Here is a 20,328-nt window from a genome sequence, read left to right on the forward strand (position 1 = left end):
TCAAGAATCCCGCCCGCCACCGGTGAGCGCTGCCATGGCGGCGTCGGCGGTCGGGGAGTCGAGAAGTACCCCTTCGATACCCGTGGACTCGCGCGGTGATCCTCCGGACTCGTCGACGCCCCCGGCGTGCCCCAGGAGTTCGTTGGCTTGGTCCACCAGAGCCGACAGCTCCGCTTCTGAAGTCCCGCCGCGAGCAGTCCGCCCCTGTTCGGTCACAGCGACGCTCATCAGAATAGTTGGGTCGGCCGAGCCTTCAGTCAACAGATCCAACAACCGACGCCCCGCGTCCGCCGTGGGGAAGGCATCCGCGTCGAGGACGGCGACATCCGCGATGTCTGCCGCGGTTCGTGCGGATGGTTCGTCCGATACCCTCACGAGTACAGGCAAGTCGCCGCGCGGCGGACGCGGAGTGATCGAGGGGCCCTTGACGGTGAACTGCTGACCGACCGAATCAGTGCCGGTGAAGTCAACATAGTGGACCTTCTCGCGATCGATGAACCGAGCCGTCGATTCCTCCCGAATCACGGCGTCGGGCTCCCACGAGGTCCAGAGCCGGGTCACGACGTCGTCCACGTCCCGCACCTCTCGCCAGGTGTGTTCTGAATCAGCCGCACCCCGCCTTCCGACTGCGGCGGCGGGAGCGTTCTCCGTCTGCACGGTGGGGGAATACCCGGCACGACCCTCAGTCGCGAAGTCGAGAGTGGCCGTCGCGGTGCTGATATGGAACGGCTCGTTATGGGTCACCGGCACTTCAGGCACGAGCTCCAGGCGCGTGGACTGTGGGGCCAACCACGCGGAAAGCGTCAACGCGTCCAGACCCGAGACAAAATCGTCGCGGATCACGAGCCAGCGGACAGGCGGTACAGTACCGGTGGTCGAATCCGCTCCGGCGACCAGGCGGGCCAAAGCGTGAAGATCGGCGGTGGCCTGCGGAGAAACCGCCACGGCAAGAGGTAAGTTCATGCTGTCCTCCTAGTTTTCTTCCCGGGATTCGCCCGCGCGCTCGCGGGATGCTGCCCATTCTCGTTCCTGCCGGTAGTCCGGCAGGCCCATGTTCTTCCGGAGGGTTCGGCCCGGGTAATCATCCCGGTAGACGCCTCGCGACCGGAGTTCAGGAACCACACGGTCGACGAATTCATCGAGTCCGCCCGGGGTGAGGTGGGGAATCAGGATGAAACCGTCCGCGGCACGTTCCTGGACGTAGAGGTCCATGTGACCGGCGATTTCGGCAGGTGTACCCACGAAGGAGTGCTGCCCGGAAACTTCTACGACCAGCTCGCGGATCGACAGGTTCTTGTCCCTCGCCAAACGACGCCATTCCTCGACGACGGGGCGCGGATCCTTGACCCGTCGAACGCGTCCCTGGGTCAACGATTCCGACTCGAAATCCGGTTCGATGTCTGGAAGCGGGCCGTCGGGGTCGTAGGCGCTCAGGTCCTTCCCCCACTGCCTTTCGAGGAAAGCGATGGCTCCGGGACCGGAGATCTGCTGGAAGGCGACCTGGCGCGAACGTTCGACGGCGTCCTCATGGGTGTCACCGATGATGTAGGTGACACCCGGGTAGATCGAGAGGTCATCCTTGGACCGTCCGAACCGTGCAAGCCGGTCGGAAATGTCGGCGTAGAATTCCTGACCGCCCTCGAGGCCGGAATGCCGCGTAAAAATCGCGTCCGCATTGGCGCACGCGAAATCACGGCCTGTAGGCGAATCACCGGCCTGGAAGAGTACCGGGTGGGTCTGCGGACTCTTGCGCACGGGGAAGCGCCCCGCAATGTCAAAGAATTCCGACGAGAATTCGAACGGCCCGGCGTCGGACTCCCACATCTGCCGCGCGGCAGAAATGAAATCGACGGCCCTACGATATCGATCCGCGTAGTCGAGATAGCCGCCTCGCCGGAAATTCTCGCCGGTGAAGGCATCATTGGTGGTGACGACATTCCATGCGGCACGTCCCTCGGAGACGTGATCGAGAGTCGCCAGTTTTCGGGCCAAATCGTACGGCTCATTGAAAGTCGCGCTCAAAGTGCCTGCCAAACCGATGTGCTCCGTGACAGCGGCCAACGCGGACAACACGGTGACCGTTTCAGGACGACCGACGGTGTCCAGATCGAAAACTTTCCCTTTGTGCTCACGAAGTCGCAGGCCTTCGGCCAAGAACACGAAATCGAAAAGCCCGCGTTCTGCCGTTCGGCTGAAATGTTTGAAGCTGGAGAAATCGATATTGGAACCGGACTTAGGGTCCGACCATACCGTGGTGTTATTGACCCCGGGGAAATGTGCCGCAAGGTGCACCTGACGTTGGCTCATCCTGCTCCTCACTCGAAAAATGACTCGTGCTGATCGTTTGGACTGGGGAGCCTCTTCGGTCCTGCCATCTCGGTCAGAGCACTTGGCTGAAATTTCAGCGTAGGAGTCTTCCAGCACAAGTGGAACGCCACTGTCACAGTCCGAAATATGTCCGAAGGCATTGCACGCGCCAAAGCTGTAAATTCGGGAATAACAGAGATGCCTCAGAGCGTTCTCTCAAGAAGAGTTCCCGCTATCCAACGGAGGAAAAGTGTCAGTACCGAATGACAACAGCGCGAAGTTCGCCGAATATGCGCATCCGGAACGACTCGTCAGCACGCAGTGGGTCGCAGACCACGCCAAGGATCCGGGCGTCGTGATCGTGGAAAGCGACGAAGACGTCCTCCTGTACGAGACCGGCCACATCCCCGGTGCGGTCAAGGTCGACTGGCATACGGAACTCAACGATCCCGTGACCCGAGACTATGTGGACGGGAAAGCTTTCGCTGAGCTCATGTCCAAGAAGGGCATCAGTCGGGATACGACCATCGTTGTCTATGGCGACAAATCCAACTGGTGGGCCGCGTACGCCCTGTGGGTCTTCACGCTGTTCGGGCATCAGGACGTTCGACTCATGGACGGTGGCCGTGCCAAGTGGATCGAAGAAGATCGGGACGTGACAACTGAGGTGCCCTCGCCGGCGCAGGGGGAGTACCCCGTCGTCGAACGGGAGGACGAGCGTATCCGTGCATACCTTCCGCAGGTCCGCGAGAGCATCGGCAGCCTTCCGCTGATCGACGTGCGAAGCGCCGACGAGTACACGGGCCGCCGTACGCACATGCCCAATTACCCAGAGGAAGGGGCCCTTCGCGGAGGCCATATCCCAACGGCACATTCCGTCCCGTGGGCGCGTGCGGCCAATGAAGACGGTACATTCAAATCCGCAGATGAGTTGCGCGGCATTTACCAGGATGAGCTCGGCCTCGAACCGAAACAGGACATCATCGCGTACTGCCGCATCGGCGAACGATCGAGCCACACGTGGTTCGTTCTGGAACACCTGCTCGGATTCAACAATGTTCGCAATTACGACGGCTCATGGACCGAGTGGGGCAATGCCGTCCGTGTACCCATCGTTCAGGGCGAAGAGCCCGGAGAGGCGCCTTCAGCATCATGACCCAGACCGCAACCGAACTTCCCGAATCACTGCAGGAGATCGTGGACGAGTTCGCCGAGCTTCCGCTTCAGGACCGTTTGCAACTCCTCCTCGAATTCAGCAACGGCCTGCCTGAGCTTCCCGCTCGGTTCAAGGACCACCCCGAGTTGCTCGAACCCGTGCCGGAGTGCCAGTCGCCGATCTTCCTCGTGACCGAGGTCGAGGAGGACAACACGGTCCGTCTGTACTTCTCGGCCCCGCCGGAAGCTCCCACGACTCGTGGTTTCGCGGGGATTCTCCAGGAAGGACTGGACGGGAAATCCGCCAACGTCGTCACTGGCGTCCCCTCGGACTTGCCGTTGCGGCTCTCCCTCACCCAAGCGGTCAGCCCTTTGAGGTTGAATGGGATGAGCGGCATGCTGGCGCGCATTCAGCGTCAGGTCGCCGAGAAAACCGAGTAGGTAGTTCATCGTCCAGCTGGACGAATACACGAGCCAGAAGAGTACACATGGCTGATACATGAGACTGAGGAGTACATATGGCTGAAATCACCTTCAAGGGAAAACCGACCCAGACCTCGGGCGACTTGCCCGACAAGGGAGCGACCCCTCCCGCGTTCACCCTGGCCGGAACCGACCTGGGGGAAGTCACAGAGAACGACTTCCAAGGAAAAACCATCGTCCTGAACATTTTCCCTTCGGTTGATACCGGAGTGTGCGCGGCGAGTGTCCGAAAGTTCAACGAAGAAGCGGCCGGTCTCAACGATGTTGCGGTCGTGTGCGTCTCGAACGATCTTCCCTTTGCGCTGGGTCGATTTTGTGGTGCAGAGGGCATCGACAATGTCGTAACCGCCTCGGGGTTCCGCTCGACCTTCGGCGATGACTACGGCGTCCGGATCACCGATGGCCCGATGGAAGGGCTCCTGGCACGGTCCGTCGTCGTAATCAGCCCTCGAGGCGAAGTGGTCTACACCCAGCTCGTTCCGGAAATCGGTCAGGAACCCGACTACGACGCGGCGATTGCGGCCGCCCGGGACTAATCCGAGAAATCGGTAGTAACCGACCTCACCCCGTCACGGAGCCCAGGCCCCATGACGGGGTGTTTTCGCCCCCGAACCACTTGAGACGATAGAACCGAACCTGGATTGTGGCTGGCCGAACGTCCCGTTTGTGAGCGCCATTCCTCGAGGACCCGGGTGGTAGCCTGAACTAAATTTGGCGTTCAACCCCTGGGGAGAATTGTGTCCAGCAGTAGCACCGAGTCGGAGACTTTCACGCCCGAAGGCCTCAAGCGTGGGCTTCGGAACCGGCATATGCAGATGATCGCCATCGGCGGCGCCATCGGCACCGGGCTTTTTCTCGCCTCCGGCGGAACCATCGCGGACGCAGGCCCAGGAGGAGCTCTCGCGGCCTATGCCGTCATCGGTCTGATGGTCCTCTTGCTCATGCAATCTCTGGGGGAAATGGCCGCCCATCTGCCGGTGGCCGGATCGTTCCAGACTTACGCTACGCGCTTTGTGAGCCCATCCTTCGGCTTCGCGATGGGATGGAACTACTGGTTCAATTGGGCCATCACGGTTGCCGCCGAACTGGTCGCGGCCGGCCTCATCATGTCCTTCTGGCTGCCCGACGTGCCGGGCTGGATTTGGGCTGCAGTGTTTCTGATCTTGCTGACGGCGCTCAATGCGCTGTCGGCACGCGCTTATGGCGAAGGTGAGTTCTGGCTCGCAGCCGTCAAGGTTGCGGCCGTCATCGTGTTCTTGATTGCCGGAATCCTGATGATCGTGGGCATCATCGGTGGGAACTCCCCGGGCTTTACGAATTGGACCGAAGGGGACGCACCCTTCAGCGGTGGGTTCATCTCAATCATTTCGGTCTTCATGATTGCCGGATTCTCGTTCCAGGGAACCGAAATGATCGGTGTGGCCGCGGGCGAAGCCGAGAATCCGCGCCGGGACGTCCCCAAAGCGTTGCGTTCCGTGTTCTGGCGCATCATGCTCTTCTACATTGGAGCTATTGCGGTCATCGGTTTTCTGATTCCGTACACCGACCCGAACCTGCTGAGAAGCGACGAATCGGATATCGCTTTCTCACCCTTCACCCTGGTCTTCGAACGAGCCGGTGTCGCATTTGCCGCTTCCCTCATGAACGCAGTGATCCTCACGGCCATCCTTTCGGCAGGTAACTCGGGTCTCTACGCTTCGACCCGTATGCTGCTTTCCCTCGCGCTTGAAGGCAAGGCACCGAAAATATTTGCCAGAGTGAACAAGCGCGGGATCCCCATGCCCGCCCTGATCGCGACGGCTTGTGTCGGACTGGCCGGATTCATCACGGCCGTGGTGGGGCAAGGCGCCGCCTACACGTGGTTGGTGAATATCTCCGGTCTTTCGGGATTCATCGTGTGGGTTGGGATAGCGGTATGCCATTTCAGATTCCGCAGGGCCTACGTGGCGCAGGGGTACGACCTCAAGGATCTTCCATACAAGGCGCCCCTTTTTCCTCTGGGGCCGATTATCGCGTTCGTGCTGTGCATTGTGGTCATCCTGGGCCAGAACTACGAGGCCGTATTCAAGGGCCAGCTCTTCCATGTGTTGAGTTCCTACATCGGGTTGCCGGTCTTCTTGCTGATATGGCTTGGGCATAAGCTCATCACGGGATCGAAATCAGTGCCCCTGGAAGAAGCCGACGTGCAATCGTTGGCTCCGCGAAACCACAATGCCTGAGGGATGTGACGGCTTCGGCGCCACGTCGAGGCCTCTCCACGCCTTGGCCAAGCGGACCCGGATGAGGCAGATAACCTTGCCCGTGGGAAAACCCTGTTGATAACCTGCATAGAGACACAAAGCGGTGTGCCGCGGATCTTATTGTCCGCGGTGCACCGTTTTTTGCACCGCTCCTGGACTGACCGGTGGCATCCGTCCCGGTCGAAGTTTTGACGGATGGCCTCGGCGGCCTGGAAGTGAATCATATTTCTCTGACCGTCAGGAGTGCTTGATTGACCACCGAAAGTTCTTCTTCGAATACGCCGGAAGGCTCAGGGCCGCACAGCCCGGACACGGGTTCGCTTCGAGCAGCGGCGTTGAGTAACGAGCCTCGCCGTACGGCGCGACTCCGGGTTCTCTCTGCTTCCCTTCTGGTAGCGCTCGGGGGTTTGCTCTACGGCTATGACACCGGCGTCATCTCCGGAACCCTCGCGCAGATCGCTCAGGACTACGGGGTGAGTGAGCACGGGATAACGGCCGAGTTCATCACCTCGTTCATTCTCGCCGGCGCCGTGGTCGGTGCCCTGGGTGCCAGCTTCTTCGCTCGTCGCTTCGGGCGGCGCATCACGATCATTACGGTCGCATCGGTTTTCGTCCTCGGAGTCGTGTTCTGTGCCCTTTCGCCGAATCCGTACATCATGATGGCGAGCCGATTCTTCCTCGGTCTGGCGGTGGGCGGTTCAACCCAGACTATTCCGACCTATATTTCGGAGCTTGCCCCGAAGAACAAGCGCGGCAGCTACGTGACTTTCTTCAATATTGCGATCGGTGTAGGCATATTGACGGCGGCACTCGTCAACTACTTCCTGCGTGACGTGGAATGGCACTGGAAAATCGTTGTCGCCGCTATTCCGGCCATCGTGCTGGTGATTGGCATGATCCCGTTGCCTGAAAGCCCCCGATGGCTAGTCAGTCAAGGAGAGGTCGATACGGCGACCCAAGTGCTCGAGTGGGTTCGCCCCAGTGAAAAATCCGCGAAATCGGAGATACGCGACATCGAACGCACTCGCCGTAAAGCGCAGCGGCAGGCCGCGAAGAGCGAATGGTCCGCGATGTTCACCGAAAAATGGATGCGTCCAGCGATTATTGCGGGTGTTGCCGTCGCGATTTTCACGCAGATTACCGGCCTGGAGATGATGATCTATTACACGCCGACATTGCTGACGCACGTCGGCTTGCCGTCGGATATCGGTCTCAGCATCAACGTCATGGTCGGTGTGGTCTACGTCGTCATGACCGCGGTGGGTCGGTTCATCGTGGATCGGATGGGCAGACGGACCCTCATGTTGTGGACCCTGCCCTTTGCGGCGCTGTGGATCTTGCTCTTCGGCATCACTCTTTCCGTCGGTGGCAACGACCCCAACCTGCCGCTCATGCTGACCTTCCTCATGCTGTTCATGCTTTTCCAAGCAGGCGGTATACAGGTCGTGGGTTGGCTCATGGGCTCGGAGCTCTATCCGCTCAAGGTGCGCACTTCGGCCACGAGCCTGCACGCGATGGCCCTGTGGGGCTCGAACCTCTTGGTCACCTCCACGGCCCTGACTCTGGTCAATTTCTTGTCGCCGGGCGGCGCGATGATGGTTTATGCGGCCCTCAACGTGATTGCGTGGATCGTGATCTACTTCCGGGTCCCCGAGACCAAGGATCGAAGCCTCGAAGACATCGAGACCAGCCTGCGTGACGAGGAATTCCTCCCGTTGAAACGCAAGCGGCTGGCCCAAGAACGAGCCTCAGCGCCAGAAAGATAAGGAGGTGCGCGTCGGTCGCAACGAGTACGAACGCCCGAGGGCGCACCTGCGAGGTCATAGATCCTGGGGGCGTCCTCGGGCGTTGTGCACCTGCTCCGGAGACTTGAAGCGTTCCCCTGGAATGTGAGGTGGCGAGCGGGATTGCCGTCCCTTGCAACGCCTTCAATTTGGGTCGCCTGCATGAGACACCTTCCGCGCATTCGTCCAATTCTGATCTTCTCGGAAGACTTGTTTACAGACTGGCCAGAGGCTTGGAATATCCCTAAAATCCTTGAGAATCATGTGGGAAGATATGGACAGCAGTGGGTTTGTGTGGCACGCCATTTCCCTCCATTTCGGGCAGATTGCCGGAGAATGAACGGTTGTTGCCGTTGAAAGAAACATATCCTTATATGAAATTTCGCCCGTGGTGGAAGGATAAAGCGTTGACCATCAGTTGTTATGTGGTTAGGTTGTTTATATAGCTCGGAATCACTTGGTTTCGAATTGGATTGGTAATTCAACCGACCAGCGATCAGAAGGTAGTGACCATGACTAATAACCAGAACATTGAGTCCCTGCGCAACAGCACAGTTTACGGAAACAACGGCGACAAGATCGGCAAGGTCGGGGAGATTTATCTCGACGATCAGACCAACGAGCCGACATTCGCTACGGTCAATACCGGCCTCTTCGGTTCCAAGGAAACCTTTGTGCCGTTGAACCAAGCCCGCGCTTCCGATGACGGTCTGACGGTTCCTTATGACAAGGATTTCGTCAAGGATGCCCCGAACATCGACGACGATGGCTCGTTGAGCCCCGAGGAAGAACAGCGTATCTACGAGTACTACTCGCTGGACGGCAGCAACTCGGGACGAGACAACAGCGGCAACGCCGACGCCCAGGGTGGGCAGGCCGGTAATCGGGCAGGCCAGGAGCATGGTAATGCGGCGGCCGGAACCGCCGCCGCTGGAACGGCTGCGGGCGGAACTGCGGCCGCAGGTACGGCGGACGGTCGTGACGGTAACCAGGCCGGAACCGGTCGCCACAGCAATGGACAGGCTGAGGCCCAGACGCGAGGCGGCAACGCCGACCAGGCCGGAGCCGAAGGCCGTCAGGCTGCAACCGGCCGTCACGGAGCTGCCGACAACGATGTAGTGGCTCATGAGGAGCGGCTCGCGGCAACCGACCAGACCGAACGCCGCGAGACGGGTCAGGTCCGACTCCGCAAGCACGTCAAGACAGACACCGAAACCGTTGAGGTTCCGGTTCGTCACGAAGAGGTTCAGGTCGAGCGCACCAAGATCGACCCGGACTCCGCGGAGGCTCGCCAAGCGGCCGCCGGCAACGAGTTCGGCGAGGACGAGGACGTTACGGTCACCGCATACGAAGAGCGTCCTGTCGTCGACACCGAGACCGTTGCGACCGAGCGAGTATCTCTCAACAAGCAGGCCCGCGAGGACACCGAGACCGTTTCCGGGCAGGTCCGCAAGGAAGAAATCGAAGTCGATGATGAAGGCAATCGCCGCAACTGACGTCGGTTGATTGGCTGACAGATGCCCCGAGCGTCGCGAAGGCGATGCTCGGGGCATCTTTGCGCCAACCGGTTCCGCACGGCATCTTTGTGCATCCTGCGGACACACCGGGTAAAGACAGGGGCTCCCCGGAACGCTTTCGCGTGGCGGGGAGCCCCTCCGGTCAGCGGGCCGTTACTTGGTCAGCTGCGCCAGAATCCCATTGAGGGTTTCTGAAGGTCGCATCACGGCGTCCGCCTTGGTGTCCTGGGGCCAGTAGTAGCCGCCGAGGTCCACGGAAGAACCTTGGACGTCCAAAAGCTCCTGGGCGATCTTGTCCTCGTTGGACTTGAGCTGCTCGACGATTCCCGCGAACAGTTCCGCGAGGTCCTTGTCGCGGCTTTGACGGGACAATTCTTCGGCCCAGTATGTCGCCAGGTAAAAGTGGCTCCCTCGGTTATCGAGTTCACCTACCTTGCGGGACGGGGACTTGTTCTCTTCGAGGAAGGTGCCCGTAGCGGCGTCGAGCGTCTCCGCAAGAATACGGGCCCGATCGTTATCGGTCGTGCTGGCGAGGTGCTCGAAGGATGCGGCCAAAGCGAGGAACTCACCGAGGGAGTCCCACCGCAGATGGTTCTCCGAAACCAGCTGCTGAACGTGCTTGGGAGCCGAGCCACCCGCGCCGGTCTCGAACAGTCCACCGCCGTTGATCAGCGGAACGATCGATAGCATCTTGGCGGAGGTTCCCAGTTCCAGGATGGGGAACAGGTCCGTCAGATAGTCGCGAAGTACGTTTCCGGTGACGGAAATCGTATCCAGGCCCTGACGGATCCGATCGATAGAGAACTTGGTCGCTTCCACGGGGGAGAGGATGCGGATATCCAGCCCGTCCGTATCCTCCGCTTCGAGGTACTCGTTGACCTTCTTGATCAGGTTGGTGTCGTGAGCGCGTTCCGTGTCCAACCAGAACACGGCCGGGGTCCCGGACTCGCGGGAGCGACGAACCGCGAGCTTGACCCAATCGCGAACTGCGACATCCTTGGTCTGGCAAGCGCGCCAGATGTCTCCGCCTTCTACGGTGTGAGACAACAGGACTTCACCTGCAGAGTTCAGGACTTCGACGACGCCCTTCCCCTCGATCTCGAAGGTCTTGTCATGAGAGCCGTATTCCTCGGCCTTCTGGGCCATGAGCCCGACGTTCGGGACGGATCCCATGGTCGTGGGGTCGAAGGCCCCGTTCGCGCGGCAGTCCTCGATGACCGCCTGGTAGACACCCGCATACGAGGAATCCGGGAGGACTGCGAGCGTGTCGTGTTCGTCGTCATCGGAACCCCACATGTGGCCGGATGTGCGAATCATGGCCGGCATCGAGGCGTCGACGATCACATCCGACGGCACGTGCAGGTTGGTAATTCCCCGACGGGAATCGACCATGGCCAGCGACGGCCCTTCCTCCAGGCCGCGTTCGATGCCTTCCTTGACGCCCCTCGCAGTGTCCTCGTCAAGCAGATCCAAACCGTTGAGGATCGAAGCCAGGCCGTTGTTCGGAGAAAGTCCGGCTTCGGTGAGCTTGTCACCATAGGTCTCGAAGACGTCGGGGAAGTAAGCCTTCACGGCGTGACCGAACAGGATGGGGTCGGAAACCTTCATCATCGTCGCCTTGAGATGAACGGAGAAGAGCACGTTTTCTTCACGCGCGCGAGCGACCTGTGCAGCAAGGAACTCGTCCAAAGCGGCCGCGCTCATCACGGTGGAATCAACGATCTCGTCCTTGAGGACCTTCAAACCGTCCTTGAGGATCTTCTCCGAGCCGTCCTCAGCGGTGAAACGGATGGTCAGCGTGTCATCCGATGGCAGGATCACGGACTTCTCATTGGACTTGAAGTCGTTCTCGCCCATGGTTGCAACGTTGGTCTTCGAATCCTTCGACCAAGCCCCCATGGTGTGGGGGTTCTTCCGCGCGTAGTTCTTCACAGACTGGGGCGCCCGACGGTCGGAGTTGCCCTCACGAAGGACCGGGTTCACTGCCGAGCCCTTGACACGGTCGTAGCGACGGCGAGCATCGGCGTCGGCATCCGATTTGACCTCATCCGGGTAATCCGGGAGGTCGTAACCATCCGCTTGGAGTTCCTTGATGGCCGCCTTGAGCTGCGGAACCGATGCCGAGATATTCGGCAACTTGATGATGTTGGCCTCGGGCGTCTTGGCGAGGTCGCCGAGTTCGGCCAGGGCATCATTGACCCGCTGGTCCTCGGGAAGCACATCGTTGAACTGGGCAATGATGCGGCCGGCCAGCGAGATATCGCGGGTTTCCACCGCGACCCCGGCGCTGTTCGCATATGCCTCGACGATCGGCTTGAAAGAATAGGTCGCCAGCAACGGCGCTTCGTCGGTGTGGGTGTAAATGATTTTCGACATGGGTTTTCGGCGTACTCCCTGCTTGATTTCGCGGGTTATTTCCACTGGCCAATATACCGGACGTGCCGGTGCTCACCTCCGAGATGACCTGCAGGCCTTCGTCCTTACCGGAACACAAGCCGTTAGCTTCTGGAATATGACGACTCCCGAGTCCAAGCGCGTGTGCGAGAGGCCGGAACCCGGGGACGGCCCGCGGATCCTGACGGACCGGATGCGGCCTTCTCCACTGACCTTCGCAAACGGTTCGGTCATGACGGGGAAAATCGAAGAGTTCGCAACGAAATATCGGACATAACTCGACAACATCGACGCCGCGCAGCACGTCCACAAGGAGCCGGCGAAGGTCGAGGTTGTGAGGCTTGTCTACGGGGCCAAGGGCGAGGAACACGATCACGCAGTCGTCTTGGGGGATTATGTGGCCGAACGGTGAGGGCTCGACGTCGGGCAACGGCTTGCGGGGCGGCACGGTTTCGTCTCACCGCGACGGCGAATCTAAACTTGCCTCATGCCACGAATCACCGTTTCCGCAGTCGTCATGAGGGATATCCAGGGAAGGGTTCTGACCGTCCGCAAACGCAGCACTAGTTCCTTTATGTTCCCCGGAGGGAAACCGGAGACCGGTGAAGAGCCGCGTGCGGCCGCAGTACGTGAAGTCCGGGAGGAGCTCGGCGTCGACATTGTTCCTCACGACCTCGAATTCCTCGGTCGTTGGGAAACACAAGCGGCCAACGAAGCCGGATACGAACTCGTGGCGCATGTTTTCGATTGGGTCCGCTCGCCTGAGTATGTGGACCGGACACCGATCTTTCCGCTCGCGGAAATCGAAGAATTGCGGTGGAGCGTGCCTGCCGACTCGCTGACCGAGCCCGACATCGCGCCCCTCACAAGAGATTGCGTGTTTCCCTTGCTGACTTCCACGGAACGAAGCGAGCGGGGACGTTAGCCCAGGAATTCATGACTATATTCGATCAGGTGCAGGAATCGCCGCATGCAGGTAGGCCATGCTGGCCCGGATAAACAAGCCGGGCCCCTCAAGGCACCCAGCGCGGCGGGCCCGTACGGCCTCTTTCGCAGAATAGGAAATATCTTCATATCCTATTCATTTCGATAAAAAATCGTGACTTTATTGACGGAATTCTGGTGAGCTTTGTCTTACTGGACGTGACACGGATAACTCCGGATAATTGGGCGTGAAATACCTCATTCATCGAAAGGGATGGCCGCAATGTCCGTCATGACAGATGTCGCCGAATGCACAGTTTCAAATTGCTCGTTCAATCATGATGGGTGCACTGCTTTTGCGGTGACGATCACGGGCGAACCCCAGGATGCCAGTTGCGGAACCTTCATCTCCTTGGACGCCGACGGCGGCTTGCCCCGGGCTCAAGCGCATGTCGGAGCTTGCCAGCGGATCGAATGCTTCTTCAACAAGGACCTCATGTGCGGCGCGGAGTCAGTGAAAGTCGGTTCTGCGACTTCCGGAGCGGACTGCTTGACCTACCGACCGGCTTGATCGGGCGGAGGAGGGTTCCTCGTCCGTGGCGAGGAGACTGCGGTCCGACAGTCGACTTCGTTGCGGATATTTCGGCGCAGATGGACTGAGGCGATCCTCTCGTTCACAGACCGGCCGAAAAATGGAATAGGCCGACCCTGTGCATCTGCCCCCGGTTCGCATCATGGATGCGAGGCGGGGGCAGATCGCGTGAGGAGTCGCTCGGGCTCTACTTGTCTCTGTGGCCGAGGTAGTACGAGATCAACGATCTCGTTGAGGAATCTTCTTTGGCGACCGCCTCGGGGTCTCCTCCGACGGCAGGGGCAAGATCCTGGGCAAGTTGCTTGCCCAGCTCGACGCCCCACTGATCGAATGAATCGATTCCCCAGACAATCCCTTCGACAAAAGTGATGTGCTCGTAGAGAGCAATCAGTTGACCCAGAACCGAAGGCGTCAGCTCTGGTGCCATCACGGACGTCGTGGGCCGGTTGCCCGAGAACACCCGAGCGGAAACGACGGACTCGTCCGTGCCCTCGGCCCGAACTTCCTCCTCAGTTTTCCCGAAGGCCAGTGCCTTGGTCTGGGCGAAGAAATTGGCAAGAAAAAGCTCATGGACGTCGGTCTCGCCGTCCTTGGTCGGGTGACTCGGATTTGCGAAGGCGATGAAATCGGCCGGAATCACGCGGGTGCCCTGGTGGATCAGCTGATAGAAAGCGTGCTGGCCATTGGTGCCGGGCTCGCCCCAGAAGATCTCGCCGGTCTGGGTAGTTACGGGGGATCCGTCCCAGCGAACCGATTTTCCGTTCGATTCCATGGTCAACTGCTGCAGATAAGCTGGGAAGCGGTGAAGGTGCTGGTCATAGGGGAGAACCGCGTGTGAGGCGGCGCCGAAGAAATTCACATACCAAACGTTGAGCAATCCCATGAGCAACGGGAGGTTCTTCTCCGCTGGCGCCGAACGGAAATGCTCGTCCATGGCGTGGAAACCGGACAAGAATTCCTCGAACACGTCCGGACCGAGCACCACGGCCAGAGAGGTTCCGATCGCGGAATCCACGGAGTAGCGGCCGCCGACCCAATTCCAGAAACCGAACGCGTTCTCCGGGTCGATGCCAAATGCTTCTACCTTGTCCAGGGCAGTGGACACGGCCACGAAGTGGCGGGCCACGGCCTCGGTGTCTTCGGCCTCCGACAGCGCACCTGATTCTCGCAGGGTCTCGAGTAGCCAAGCGCGGCACACCCGAGCGTTGGTGAGGGTTTCCAGGGTGCCGAATGTCTTGGAAGCGACGATGAACAACGTTGTCTCGGGATCCAAATCCGCTATCGTTTCGGCCGCATCCGTGGGATCGATATTGGAGATGAACCGAGCGGTCAGGCCGTCCTGTGCATACGTTTTGAGTGCTTCATAAGCCATGACAGGCCCCAGGTCCGAGCCGCCGATGCCGATATTGACCACCGTCTCGATGGGGCGACCGGTGATCCCGGTCCATTCACCGGATCGCACGCGATCGGCGAAATCGTAGACCTTGGCGAGAACTTCATGCACGTCCTGGTCAACGTCCTGTCCATCGACCTCCAGCGTCGGCGCGGCTCCATCGGGGCGGCGCAACGCTGTGTGCAGGACCGCGCGGTCTTCTGTCACGTTGATGTGTTCGCCGGCAAACATCGCGTCACGACGCTCCTCGACTCCGGCCTGTTCCGCAAGTTTGAGAAGCAACCGGCGGGTTTCGCTCGTCAAGAGGTTTTTGGAGAGGTCCGCGACGAGATCGCCGGCGGTGAGAGTGAACTCTTCCGCGCGCTGGGGGTCTTGGTCGAACCATTCCCTGAGATCGGGCTCGAGGACCGCATGATGCCGGGTCAGTTCTTTCCAGGCTTCGGTGGACGTGATGTCGGGAATCTGTGATGCACTCATGCTTTCCATTCTCCTATGCCGGGCCGGGATATTCCATAGGCTTCCCGTGCCGAACCGAAGGGATCATTGCACACGGCGGGTGTCTCGAATCGACCCAGTTGGTCATCGGTTCAAAAGATTGATTAGGCTATAAATAAGTGTGCTTGCTTTTGGGCTGCCGCTGCGAAGGAACAAGTGTGACTTTGTAGATACGAGCAGGTGGCGGTCCGCTGCCTGCGCACGACACGCATCACTAAATGAGGTACAGAACGAGGATTGCATGGCTAACTTCTTGACCAGGAAGCCGGACCTTCGGGTCGGCGGCGTCCCAGATCGCTTGCACGAGAAGATGAAGCGCGGGTCAATCGACAAAAGAGTCTTTATACCTGCGGCAATCATCATGGCGCTTTTTATTAGCATCACTATGATATTTCCGCATCAGGCCAATGAGTTATTTACTGCGCTGCAAACGGACGTCATCGGATATTTCGGCTGGTATTACACGGCAATTGTGGCCGTCTTCGTCGTCTTTGCGCTGTATCTCGGTTTCAGTAGGCTCGGCGACATCAAGCTGGGGCCGGACGACTCCACACCGGACTATTCGTTCACGACGTGGCTGGCCTTCCTGTTCGCGGCAGGTATGGGCATCGGCCTAGTGTTCTACGGCGCATCGGAGCCTATTTCTCACTTCATAACGCCTCCTCCGGAAGTAGGGGGATCGCCGGAGCAATTGGCTCAGCAGAGTATGTCTCGCAGTTTCCTGCACTGGGGTCTGCACCCGTGGGCCATCTACGTGATCGTCGGAATGGCGATTGCCTATTCGGCCCATAGGAAGAAATTGCCGTTGTCCATCAGGTACTCGCTCAAGCCTCTTCTCGGAGACCGAATCAGTGGCATTTGGGGAGACATCATCGACATCGTGGCCCTCGTCGGGGTGCTGTTCGGCGTCGCGACGTCGATGGGTCTTGGCGTGATGCAGATTGCGTCAGGTCTTGGCTTCCTGAATATCGACGCCACGAGCAACATGGGCTACACCATGATCATCATCCTTCTCTCGGCGGTCACTCTGTTCTCGGTAGTCACCGGTCTCGAGAAGGGCATGAAATGGCTTTCGAACGGCAACCTGATTCTGGCGGCGGTGATCGTACTCTTCGTGTTGATCATGGGACCCACGATCTTCCTGCTCCGGGAGTTTGTTCAGGCCATCGGCCATTACCTGCAACACGTCATCGAATTGACGTTCTCGACCTTCGCGCTCGACGGCGCCGAAGGCCAGGAGTTTGCCGGCACCTGGACAACGTTCTACTGGGGCTGGTGGATCTCGTGGTCGGCCTTCGTCGGCATGTTCATCGCCCGTGTTTCCAGGGGACGCACCGTTCGTGAATTCGTTCTCGCCGTCCTCCTGGTCCCCGCTGCGATGTCCTTCTTCTGGTTCTCCGTGATGGGCGGTACTGCACTGCATACTGAGCTCTTCGGTGACGGTGGACTTGCGAGCCTGGATAGCGAAGGCATCCTGTTCACGATGCTGCAGGACCTGCCGGCCTCCGGTGCGCTGATCATCGGTTCGGTGATCCTGATTATCGTCTTCTTCGTGACCTCTGCGGATTCGGGCGCGTTGGTGCTGGGTATGATCTCCTCTTCCGGTTCCCCGAACCCGAAGACCTGGGTTCGGGTCTTCTGGGTCCTGGTCGCTGGCGGCACCGCGACGGCCCTGCTCTGGGCGGGCGGTGAGAACTCGTTGAACGCCATCCAGACGATTTCGATTCTGACGGCGTTGCCGTTCTCGGTGGTCATCGTGTTCATGTGCATCTCGCTGTTCAAGTCACTGCAGGCCGAACACCAGTTGTTCATCCGGGCCCAGCGGCGCCAAGTCCGGAACGAGATCGCAGACGAAATCTCCGAGAGCGTCAATAGCCAGGTCTCGGCCAACTTCAGCCAGCTCGAGGAGCACTGGAATGACCGCATGGAAGCTGAGGCAGTGGAAGCCGCGGAAGCTGCGGTTGCCTCTGGTGCGTCTTCGGAATCGACGTCCGGCGCCAAGAAACGCGGCGGCAAAATGCCGTGGCGCTCCGTGAAGGACTGAAGGCGGCAGACACGCCGTTGAAAACGAGGTCCAAAAAATATTCGCAAAAGGCCCGTTCCCTTGGTGGAGCGGGCCTTTTGCGTGTCAGAAGCGTTGACAGCATGACAACGGTTACAAACAAGTAACAAATGTGGTTTAGACTTCTTCCAGCGTGTCATGCATCACAGGTTTCCGCTCACCAGCGGGGCCTTGGAACGTTACCCACGGAGCATCGCGCGCGCTTATCACATCGATCAATCACTCCTAGGAGGGGAAATGCGATTCTCACGCATTTCAACGTTCGCGAGCGTTGCGGTGATCTCCGCATTGGCTCTTACCGGCTGCGGCGGGGGATCCTCCGCCGGAAGCGGAAACGCCGACTCGTCCGCTATCATCACGGCCGACAGCGTCGAACCGCAGAACCCGTTGGTTCCGACCAACACGTCTGAAAATGGCGGCGGTGTCGTCGTGGAGAACATTTTCAACGGCCTCATCTCGTACGACGAAGACGGCAAGCCGCAAAACGACCTGGCCGAGTCCATCGATTCGGACGACAACCAGAACTGGACCATCAAGATCAAGAAGGACAAGAAGTTCACCAACGGCGAGCCGGTCACGGCCCAGAGCTTCGTGGACTCCTGGAATTACGGCGCGGCCGCCAAGAACGCACAGGCAGCTTCGACCTTCTTCAGCCCGATCGAAGGGTACGACGCTGTATCCGGAGAAGGATCCACAGAAGACAAGATGTCTGGCCTGCAGGTCAAGGACGACAACACGTTCACCGTCAAGCTGAACTCGCCGCAGTCGGACTTCAATCTCCGCCTCGGCTATGCCGCCTACGTCCCGATGCCCGAATCGGCCTTCAAGGACATGAAGGCCTTCGGCGAGAATCCGGTCGGTTACGGCCCCTACAAGATGGCCAAGGAAGGGGCCTGGCAGCACAACACCCAGATCGACCTCGTCAAAAACGACGACTATGACGGTCCGGAGAAGCCGAAGAACGGCGGAATCACTTTCAAGCTGTACCAGAACCCGGATACTGCCTATCAGGACCTGCTGGCCAATAACTTGGACGTTCTGCAGCAGATTCCGACCTCTGCCCTGGGCAACTACAAGGACGACCTAGGTGATCGCAGCCTGGATAAGCCGTACGCCGGCAACCAGACGATCGCCATCCCGTACTACCTCAAGAACTGGAGCGGTGAAGCCGGCAAGCTGCGTCGCCAGGCGCTGTCCATGGCAATCGATCGCGATGAGATCACCAAGGTGATCCTGAACAACACTCGGAAGCCGGCGACGGACATGACCGCACCGGTGCTGGAAGGTTACAAGGACAAAATCGAGAATTCGGACAACACCAAGTTCGACAAGGACAAGGCCAAAGAGCTCTGGGACAAAGCAGAGAAGATGCAGCCTTACGACACGTCCGAGAAATTCACCATCGCCTACAACGCTGATGCCGGCGGACACAAGAAGTGGGTCGACGCGGTAACGAACCAGATCAAGAACAACCTGGGCATCGATGCAGAAGGTAAGTCCTACTCAACCTTCAAGGAACTCCGCACTGATGCGACCTCAGGCAAGCTGACCGGAGCCGTGCGCTCGGGCTGGCTCGGGGATTACCCCTCGCTCTACAACTTCATGGAGCCGACGTACTCCAAGGGCGCCAACTCGAACGACTCAAAATACGACAACCCTGAGTTCGAGAAGAAGCTGAACGAGGGTCTCGCCGCCACCGACAAGGACGCGGCCAACAAGGCCTTCCGGGACGCCGACTCGATGTTGCTTGGGGACCTTCCCGCCATCCCGCTGTGGTACTCACAGGCCAACGTCGGTTGGTCGGAGAGTGTTTCCGGCGTCAAGGCGTCCTGGAACGGTACCCCGATGTACTTCAACGTGGAGAAGTCCTCCTAACCTTGCCGGAATCGGCCATATAACTCAGAAGATGGAGGGCCGCCGTGCGGCCCTCCATCTCCGCTTGCCTCTGAGGTAGATACTTATGAATTCAACCCAATCGAACCATCGACGCGGAGTCGACCTATCAGGCCTGGGGATGATCTAAGCCGTGTTGTGGTACCTTTTCAAACGCCTCCTCCAGCTCGTTCCCGTATTTCTGGGTGCGACGCTGCTGGTCTACTTTTTGGTCTTCATGCTCCCAGGTGACCCGCTCGCCGCTCTCTGCGGCGAAAAGGGCTGCACGCCCGGCGTCGCCGCGGCACTGACCGAGAAATACCGACTCAACGACCCGTTCCTGGTCCAGTACCTCCATTACCTGGGAGGGCTCTTCACCGGAGACCTGGGTGTGAACTTCTCGGGCCGCGAGATCGGTTCTATCCTCGAATCTGCATTCCCCGTCACCGCACGCTTGGCCATCGAAGCACTGATCTTCGAGGGAGTCTTCGGCGTGATCTTCGGTCTGTACGCGGGACTCAAAAAGGGCAAGCTCTTCGACTCGACCGTTCTGGTCATTTCGCTGATCGTCATCGCCATCCCGATTTTCGTCCTGGCCTTCATGATGCAGTTCTTCGTGGGCGTCCGTTTGGGACTCGCCAAGCCGACAGTCTCGGGTGCCGCAGGGTGGGGAGAACTCATCCTGCCGGCCGTGGTCCTGGGCCTGGTCTCATTCGCCTATGTCCTCCGTCTGACCAGGACGTCGGTCGCGGAGAACGTCAACGCAGACTACGTGCGCACCGCAACCGCCAAGGGGCTGAGCCGTGGACGAGTGATCAGGGTCCATGTCCTTCGTAACTCCATGATTCCGGTCGCGACGTTCCTCGGCGCGGATCTCGGAGCGCTGATGGGCGGTGCCGTGGTCACCGAGGGGATCTTCAATGTGCCCGGAATCGGTTCACAGCTCTACAAAGCACTCACGCTCGGAGATGCCCCCACGGTGGTGTCCATCGTTTCGATCATGGTCCTGATCTTCTGCGTGGCCAACCTGTTGGTTGATTTGCTCTACGCCTGGCTCGACCCGAGGATCCGCTATGCATAAATTTGAAAGTTCAGAAATCAACGCATCCG

General features: G+C 59.4%; 16 protein-coding genes. 12 read left to right on the forward strand and 4 right to left on the reverse strand.

Annotation, left to right across the window (positions count from 1 at the left end):
- Together EWV35_RS02360 and EWV35_RS02365 are read right to left on the reverse strand one after the other, a co-directional pair.
- On the reverse strand, positions 1 to 963 hold the full coding sequence (locus EWV35_RS02360) for an LLM class flavin-dependent oxidoreductase (RefSeq protein WP_129657772.1): 963 nt from the start codon (positions 961 to 963) through the stop codon (positions 1 to 3).
- Between the two features lie 9 nt (positions 964 to 972).
- The gene (locus tag EWV35_RS02365; RefSeq protein WP_129657774.1) at positions 973 to 2,307 is read right to left on the reverse strand and encodes an LLM class flavin-dependent oxidoreductase; all 1,335 of its coding nucleotides are present in this window, start codon (positions 2,305 to 2,307) and stop codon (positions 973 to 975) included.
- Positions 2,308 to 2,557: 250 nt separating this feature from the next.
- On the opposite strand from EWV35_RS02365, the gene EWV35_RS02370 reads away from it, so the two are divergent.
- The 6 genes from EWV35_RS02370 (at position 2,558) to EWV35_RS02395 (ending at position 9,465) form a co-directional block, all read left to right on the forward strand.
- Entirely contained in the window at positions 2,558 to 3,463 is a 906-nt protein-coding gene (locus tag EWV35_RS02370) for a sulfurtransferase (protein ID WP_129657776.1), read from the forward strand.
- Positions 3,460 to 3,903, forward strand: a complete 444-nt coding sequence (locus EWV35_RS02375) for a SufE family protein (RefSeq protein WP_129657778.1) — start codon at positions 3,460 to 3,462, stop codon at positions 3,901 to 3,903. Before EWV35_RS02370 ends, EWV35_RS02375 begins: the two co-directional genes overlap by 4 nt.
- A gap of 77 nt (positions 3,904 to 3,980) precedes the next feature.
- Positions 3,981 to 4,481: a thiol peroxidase gene (gene tpx, locus EWV35_RS02380; RefSeq protein WP_129657780.1), complete on the forward strand. Its 501-nt coding sequence runs from the start codon at positions 3,981 to 3,983 to the stop codon at positions 4,479 to 4,481.
- 273 nt (positions 4,482 to 4,754) lie between these two features.
- A complete protein-coding gene (locus tag EWV35_RS02385; protein WP_129658260.1) occupies positions 4,755 to 6,164 on the forward strand; it encodes an amino acid permease in 1,410 nt (469 codons plus the stop codon).
- 272 nt (positions 6,165 to 6,436) lie between these two features.
- A complete protein-coding gene (locus EWV35_RS02390; RefSeq protein ID WP_129657782.1) occupies positions 6,437 to 7,951 on the forward strand; it encodes a sugar porter family MFS transporter in 1,515 nt (504 codons plus the stop codon).
- 530 nt (positions 7,952 to 8,481) lie between these two features.
- Positions 8,482 to 9,465, forward strand: coding sequence for a DUF2382 domain-containing protein (locus EWV35_RS02395; protein ID WP_129657783.1), 984 nt, complete (start codon positions 8,482 to 8,484; stop codon positions 9,463 to 9,465).
- 174 nt (positions 9,466 to 9,639) lie between these two features.
- On the opposite strand, the gene EWV35_RS02400 is transcribed toward EWV35_RS02395, so the two are convergent.
- Positions 9,640 to 11,862 carry an NADP-dependent isocitrate dehydrogenase gene (locus EWV35_RS02400; RefSeq protein ID WP_129657785.1) on the reverse strand — a complete coding sequence of 741 codons (2,223 nt, stop codon included), beginning with the start codon at positions 11,860 to 11,862 and terminating at the stop codon, positions 9,640 to 9,642.
- A gap of 136 nt (positions 11,863 to 11,998) precedes the next feature.
- On the opposite strand from EWV35_RS02400, the gene EWV35_RS13125 reads away from it, so the two are divergent.
- The 3 genes from EWV35_RS13125 to EWV35_RS02410 all read left to right on the forward strand — a co-directional run bounded on the left by EWV35_RS13125 (position 11,999) and on the right by EWV35_RS02410 (position 13,375).
- Entirely contained in the window at positions 11,999 to 12,157 is a 159-nt protein-coding gene (locus EWV35_RS13125) for a hypothetical protein (protein WP_165168292.1), read from the forward strand.
- 210 nt (positions 12,158 to 12,367) lie between these two features.
- Entirely contained in the window at positions 12,368 to 12,805 is a 438-nt protein-coding gene (locus EWV35_RS02405; protein ID WP_129657787.1) for an NUDIX hydrolase, read from the forward strand.
- 282 nt (positions 12,806 to 13,087) lie between these two features.
- Entirely contained in the window at positions 13,088 to 13,375 is a 288-nt protein-coding gene (locus EWV35_RS02410) for a DUF1540 domain-containing protein (protein WP_129657789.1), read from the forward strand.
- Positions 13,376 to 13,583: 208 nt separating this feature from the next.
- Here EWV35_RS02410 and pgi read toward each other — a convergent pair whose 3' ends face one another.
- Entirely contained in the window at positions 13,584 to 15,266 is a 1,683-nt protein-coding gene (gene pgi / locus EWV35_RS02415) for a glucose-6-phosphate isomerase (RefSeq protein ID WP_129657791.1), read from the reverse strand.
- A gap of 259 nt (positions 15,267 to 15,525) precedes the next feature.
- On the opposite strand from pgi, the gene EWV35_RS02420 reads away from it, so the two are divergent.
- The 3 genes from EWV35_RS02420 to EWV35_RS02430 all read left to right on the forward strand — a co-directional run bounded on the left by EWV35_RS02420 (position 15,526) and on the right by EWV35_RS02430 (position 20,299).
- A complete protein-coding gene (locus EWV35_RS02420) occupies positions 15,526 to 17,328 on the forward strand; it encodes a BCCT family transporter (RefSeq protein ID WP_129657793.1) in 1,803 nt (600 codons plus the stop codon).
- 255 nt (positions 17,329 to 17,583) lie between these two features.
- Entirely contained in the window at positions 17,584 to 19,221 is a 1,638-nt protein-coding gene (locus tag EWV35_RS02425) for a peptide ABC transporter substrate-binding protein (RefSeq protein WP_129657795.1), read from the forward strand.
- Between the two features lie 151 nt (positions 19,222 to 19,372).
- Positions 19,373 to 20,299 carry an ABC transporter permease gene (locus tag EWV35_RS02430; RefSeq protein ID WP_129359998.1) on the forward strand — a complete coding sequence of 309 codons (927 nt, stop codon included), beginning with the start codon at positions 19,373 to 19,375 and terminating at the stop codon, positions 20,297 to 20,299.
- The last annotated feature ends 29 nt before the right edge of the window (positions 20,300 to 20,328 follow it).

The organism is Rothia uropygialis, assembly GCF_004137765.1.
Classification (GTDB): domain Bacteria; phylum Actinomycetota; class Actinomycetes; order Actinomycetales; family Micrococcaceae; genus Rothia.

Excerpts from the sequence above, each read along its gene's own strand:
- EWV35_RS02360 (WP_129657772.1), bottom strand. The coding sequence starts at position 963 with ATGAACTTACCTCTTGCCGTGGCGGTTTCTCCGCAGGCCACCGCCGAT.
- EWV35_RS02365 (WP_129657774.1), bottom strand. The coding sequence starts at position 2,307 with ATGAGCCAACGTCAGGTGCACCTTGCGGCACATTTCCCCGGGGTCAAT.
- EWV35_RS02375 (WP_129657778.1), top strand. The coding sequence starts at position 3,460 with ATGACCCAGACCGCAACCGAACTTCCCGAATCACTGCAGGAGATCGTG.
- tpx (WP_129657780.1), top strand. The coding sequence starts at position 3,981 with ATGGCTGAAATCACCTTCAAGGGAAAACCGACCCAGACCTCGGGCGAC.
- EWV35_RS02385 (WP_129658260.1), top strand. The coding sequence starts at position 4,755 with ATGCAGATGATCGCCATCGGCGGCGCCATCGGCACCGGGCTTTTTCTC.
- EWV35_RS02395 (WP_129657783.1), top strand. The coding sequence starts at position 8,482 with ATGACTAATAACCAGAACATTGAGTCCCTGCGCAACAGCACAGTTTAC.
- EWV35_RS02400 (WP_129657785.1), bottom strand. The coding sequence starts at position 11,862 with ATGTCGAAAATCATTTACACCCACACCGACGAAGCGCCGTTGCTGGCG.
- EWV35_RS13125 (WP_165168292.1), top strand. The coding sequence starts at position 11,999 with ATGACGACTCCCGAGTCCAAGCGCGTGTGCGAGAGGCCGGAACCCGGG.
- EWV35_RS02405 (WP_129657787.1), top strand. The coding sequence starts at position 12,368 with ATGCCACGAATCACCGTTTCCGCAGTCGTCATGAGGGATATCCAGGGA.
- EWV35_RS02410 (WP_129657789.1), top strand. The coding sequence starts at position 13,088 with ATGTCCGTCATGACAGATGTCGCCGAATGCACAGTTTCAAATTGCTCG.
- pgi (WP_129657791.1), bottom strand. The coding sequence starts at position 15,266 with ATGAGTGCATCACAGATTCCCGACATCACGTCCACCGAAGCCTGGAAA.
- EWV35_RS02420 (WP_129657793.1), top strand. The coding sequence starts at position 15,526 with ATGGCTAACTTCTTGACCAGGAAGCCGGACCTTCGGGTCGGCGGCGTC.
- EWV35_RS02425 (WP_129657795.1), top strand. The coding sequence starts at position 17,584 with ATGCGATTCTCACGCATTTCAACGTTCGCGAGCGTTGCGGTGATCTCC.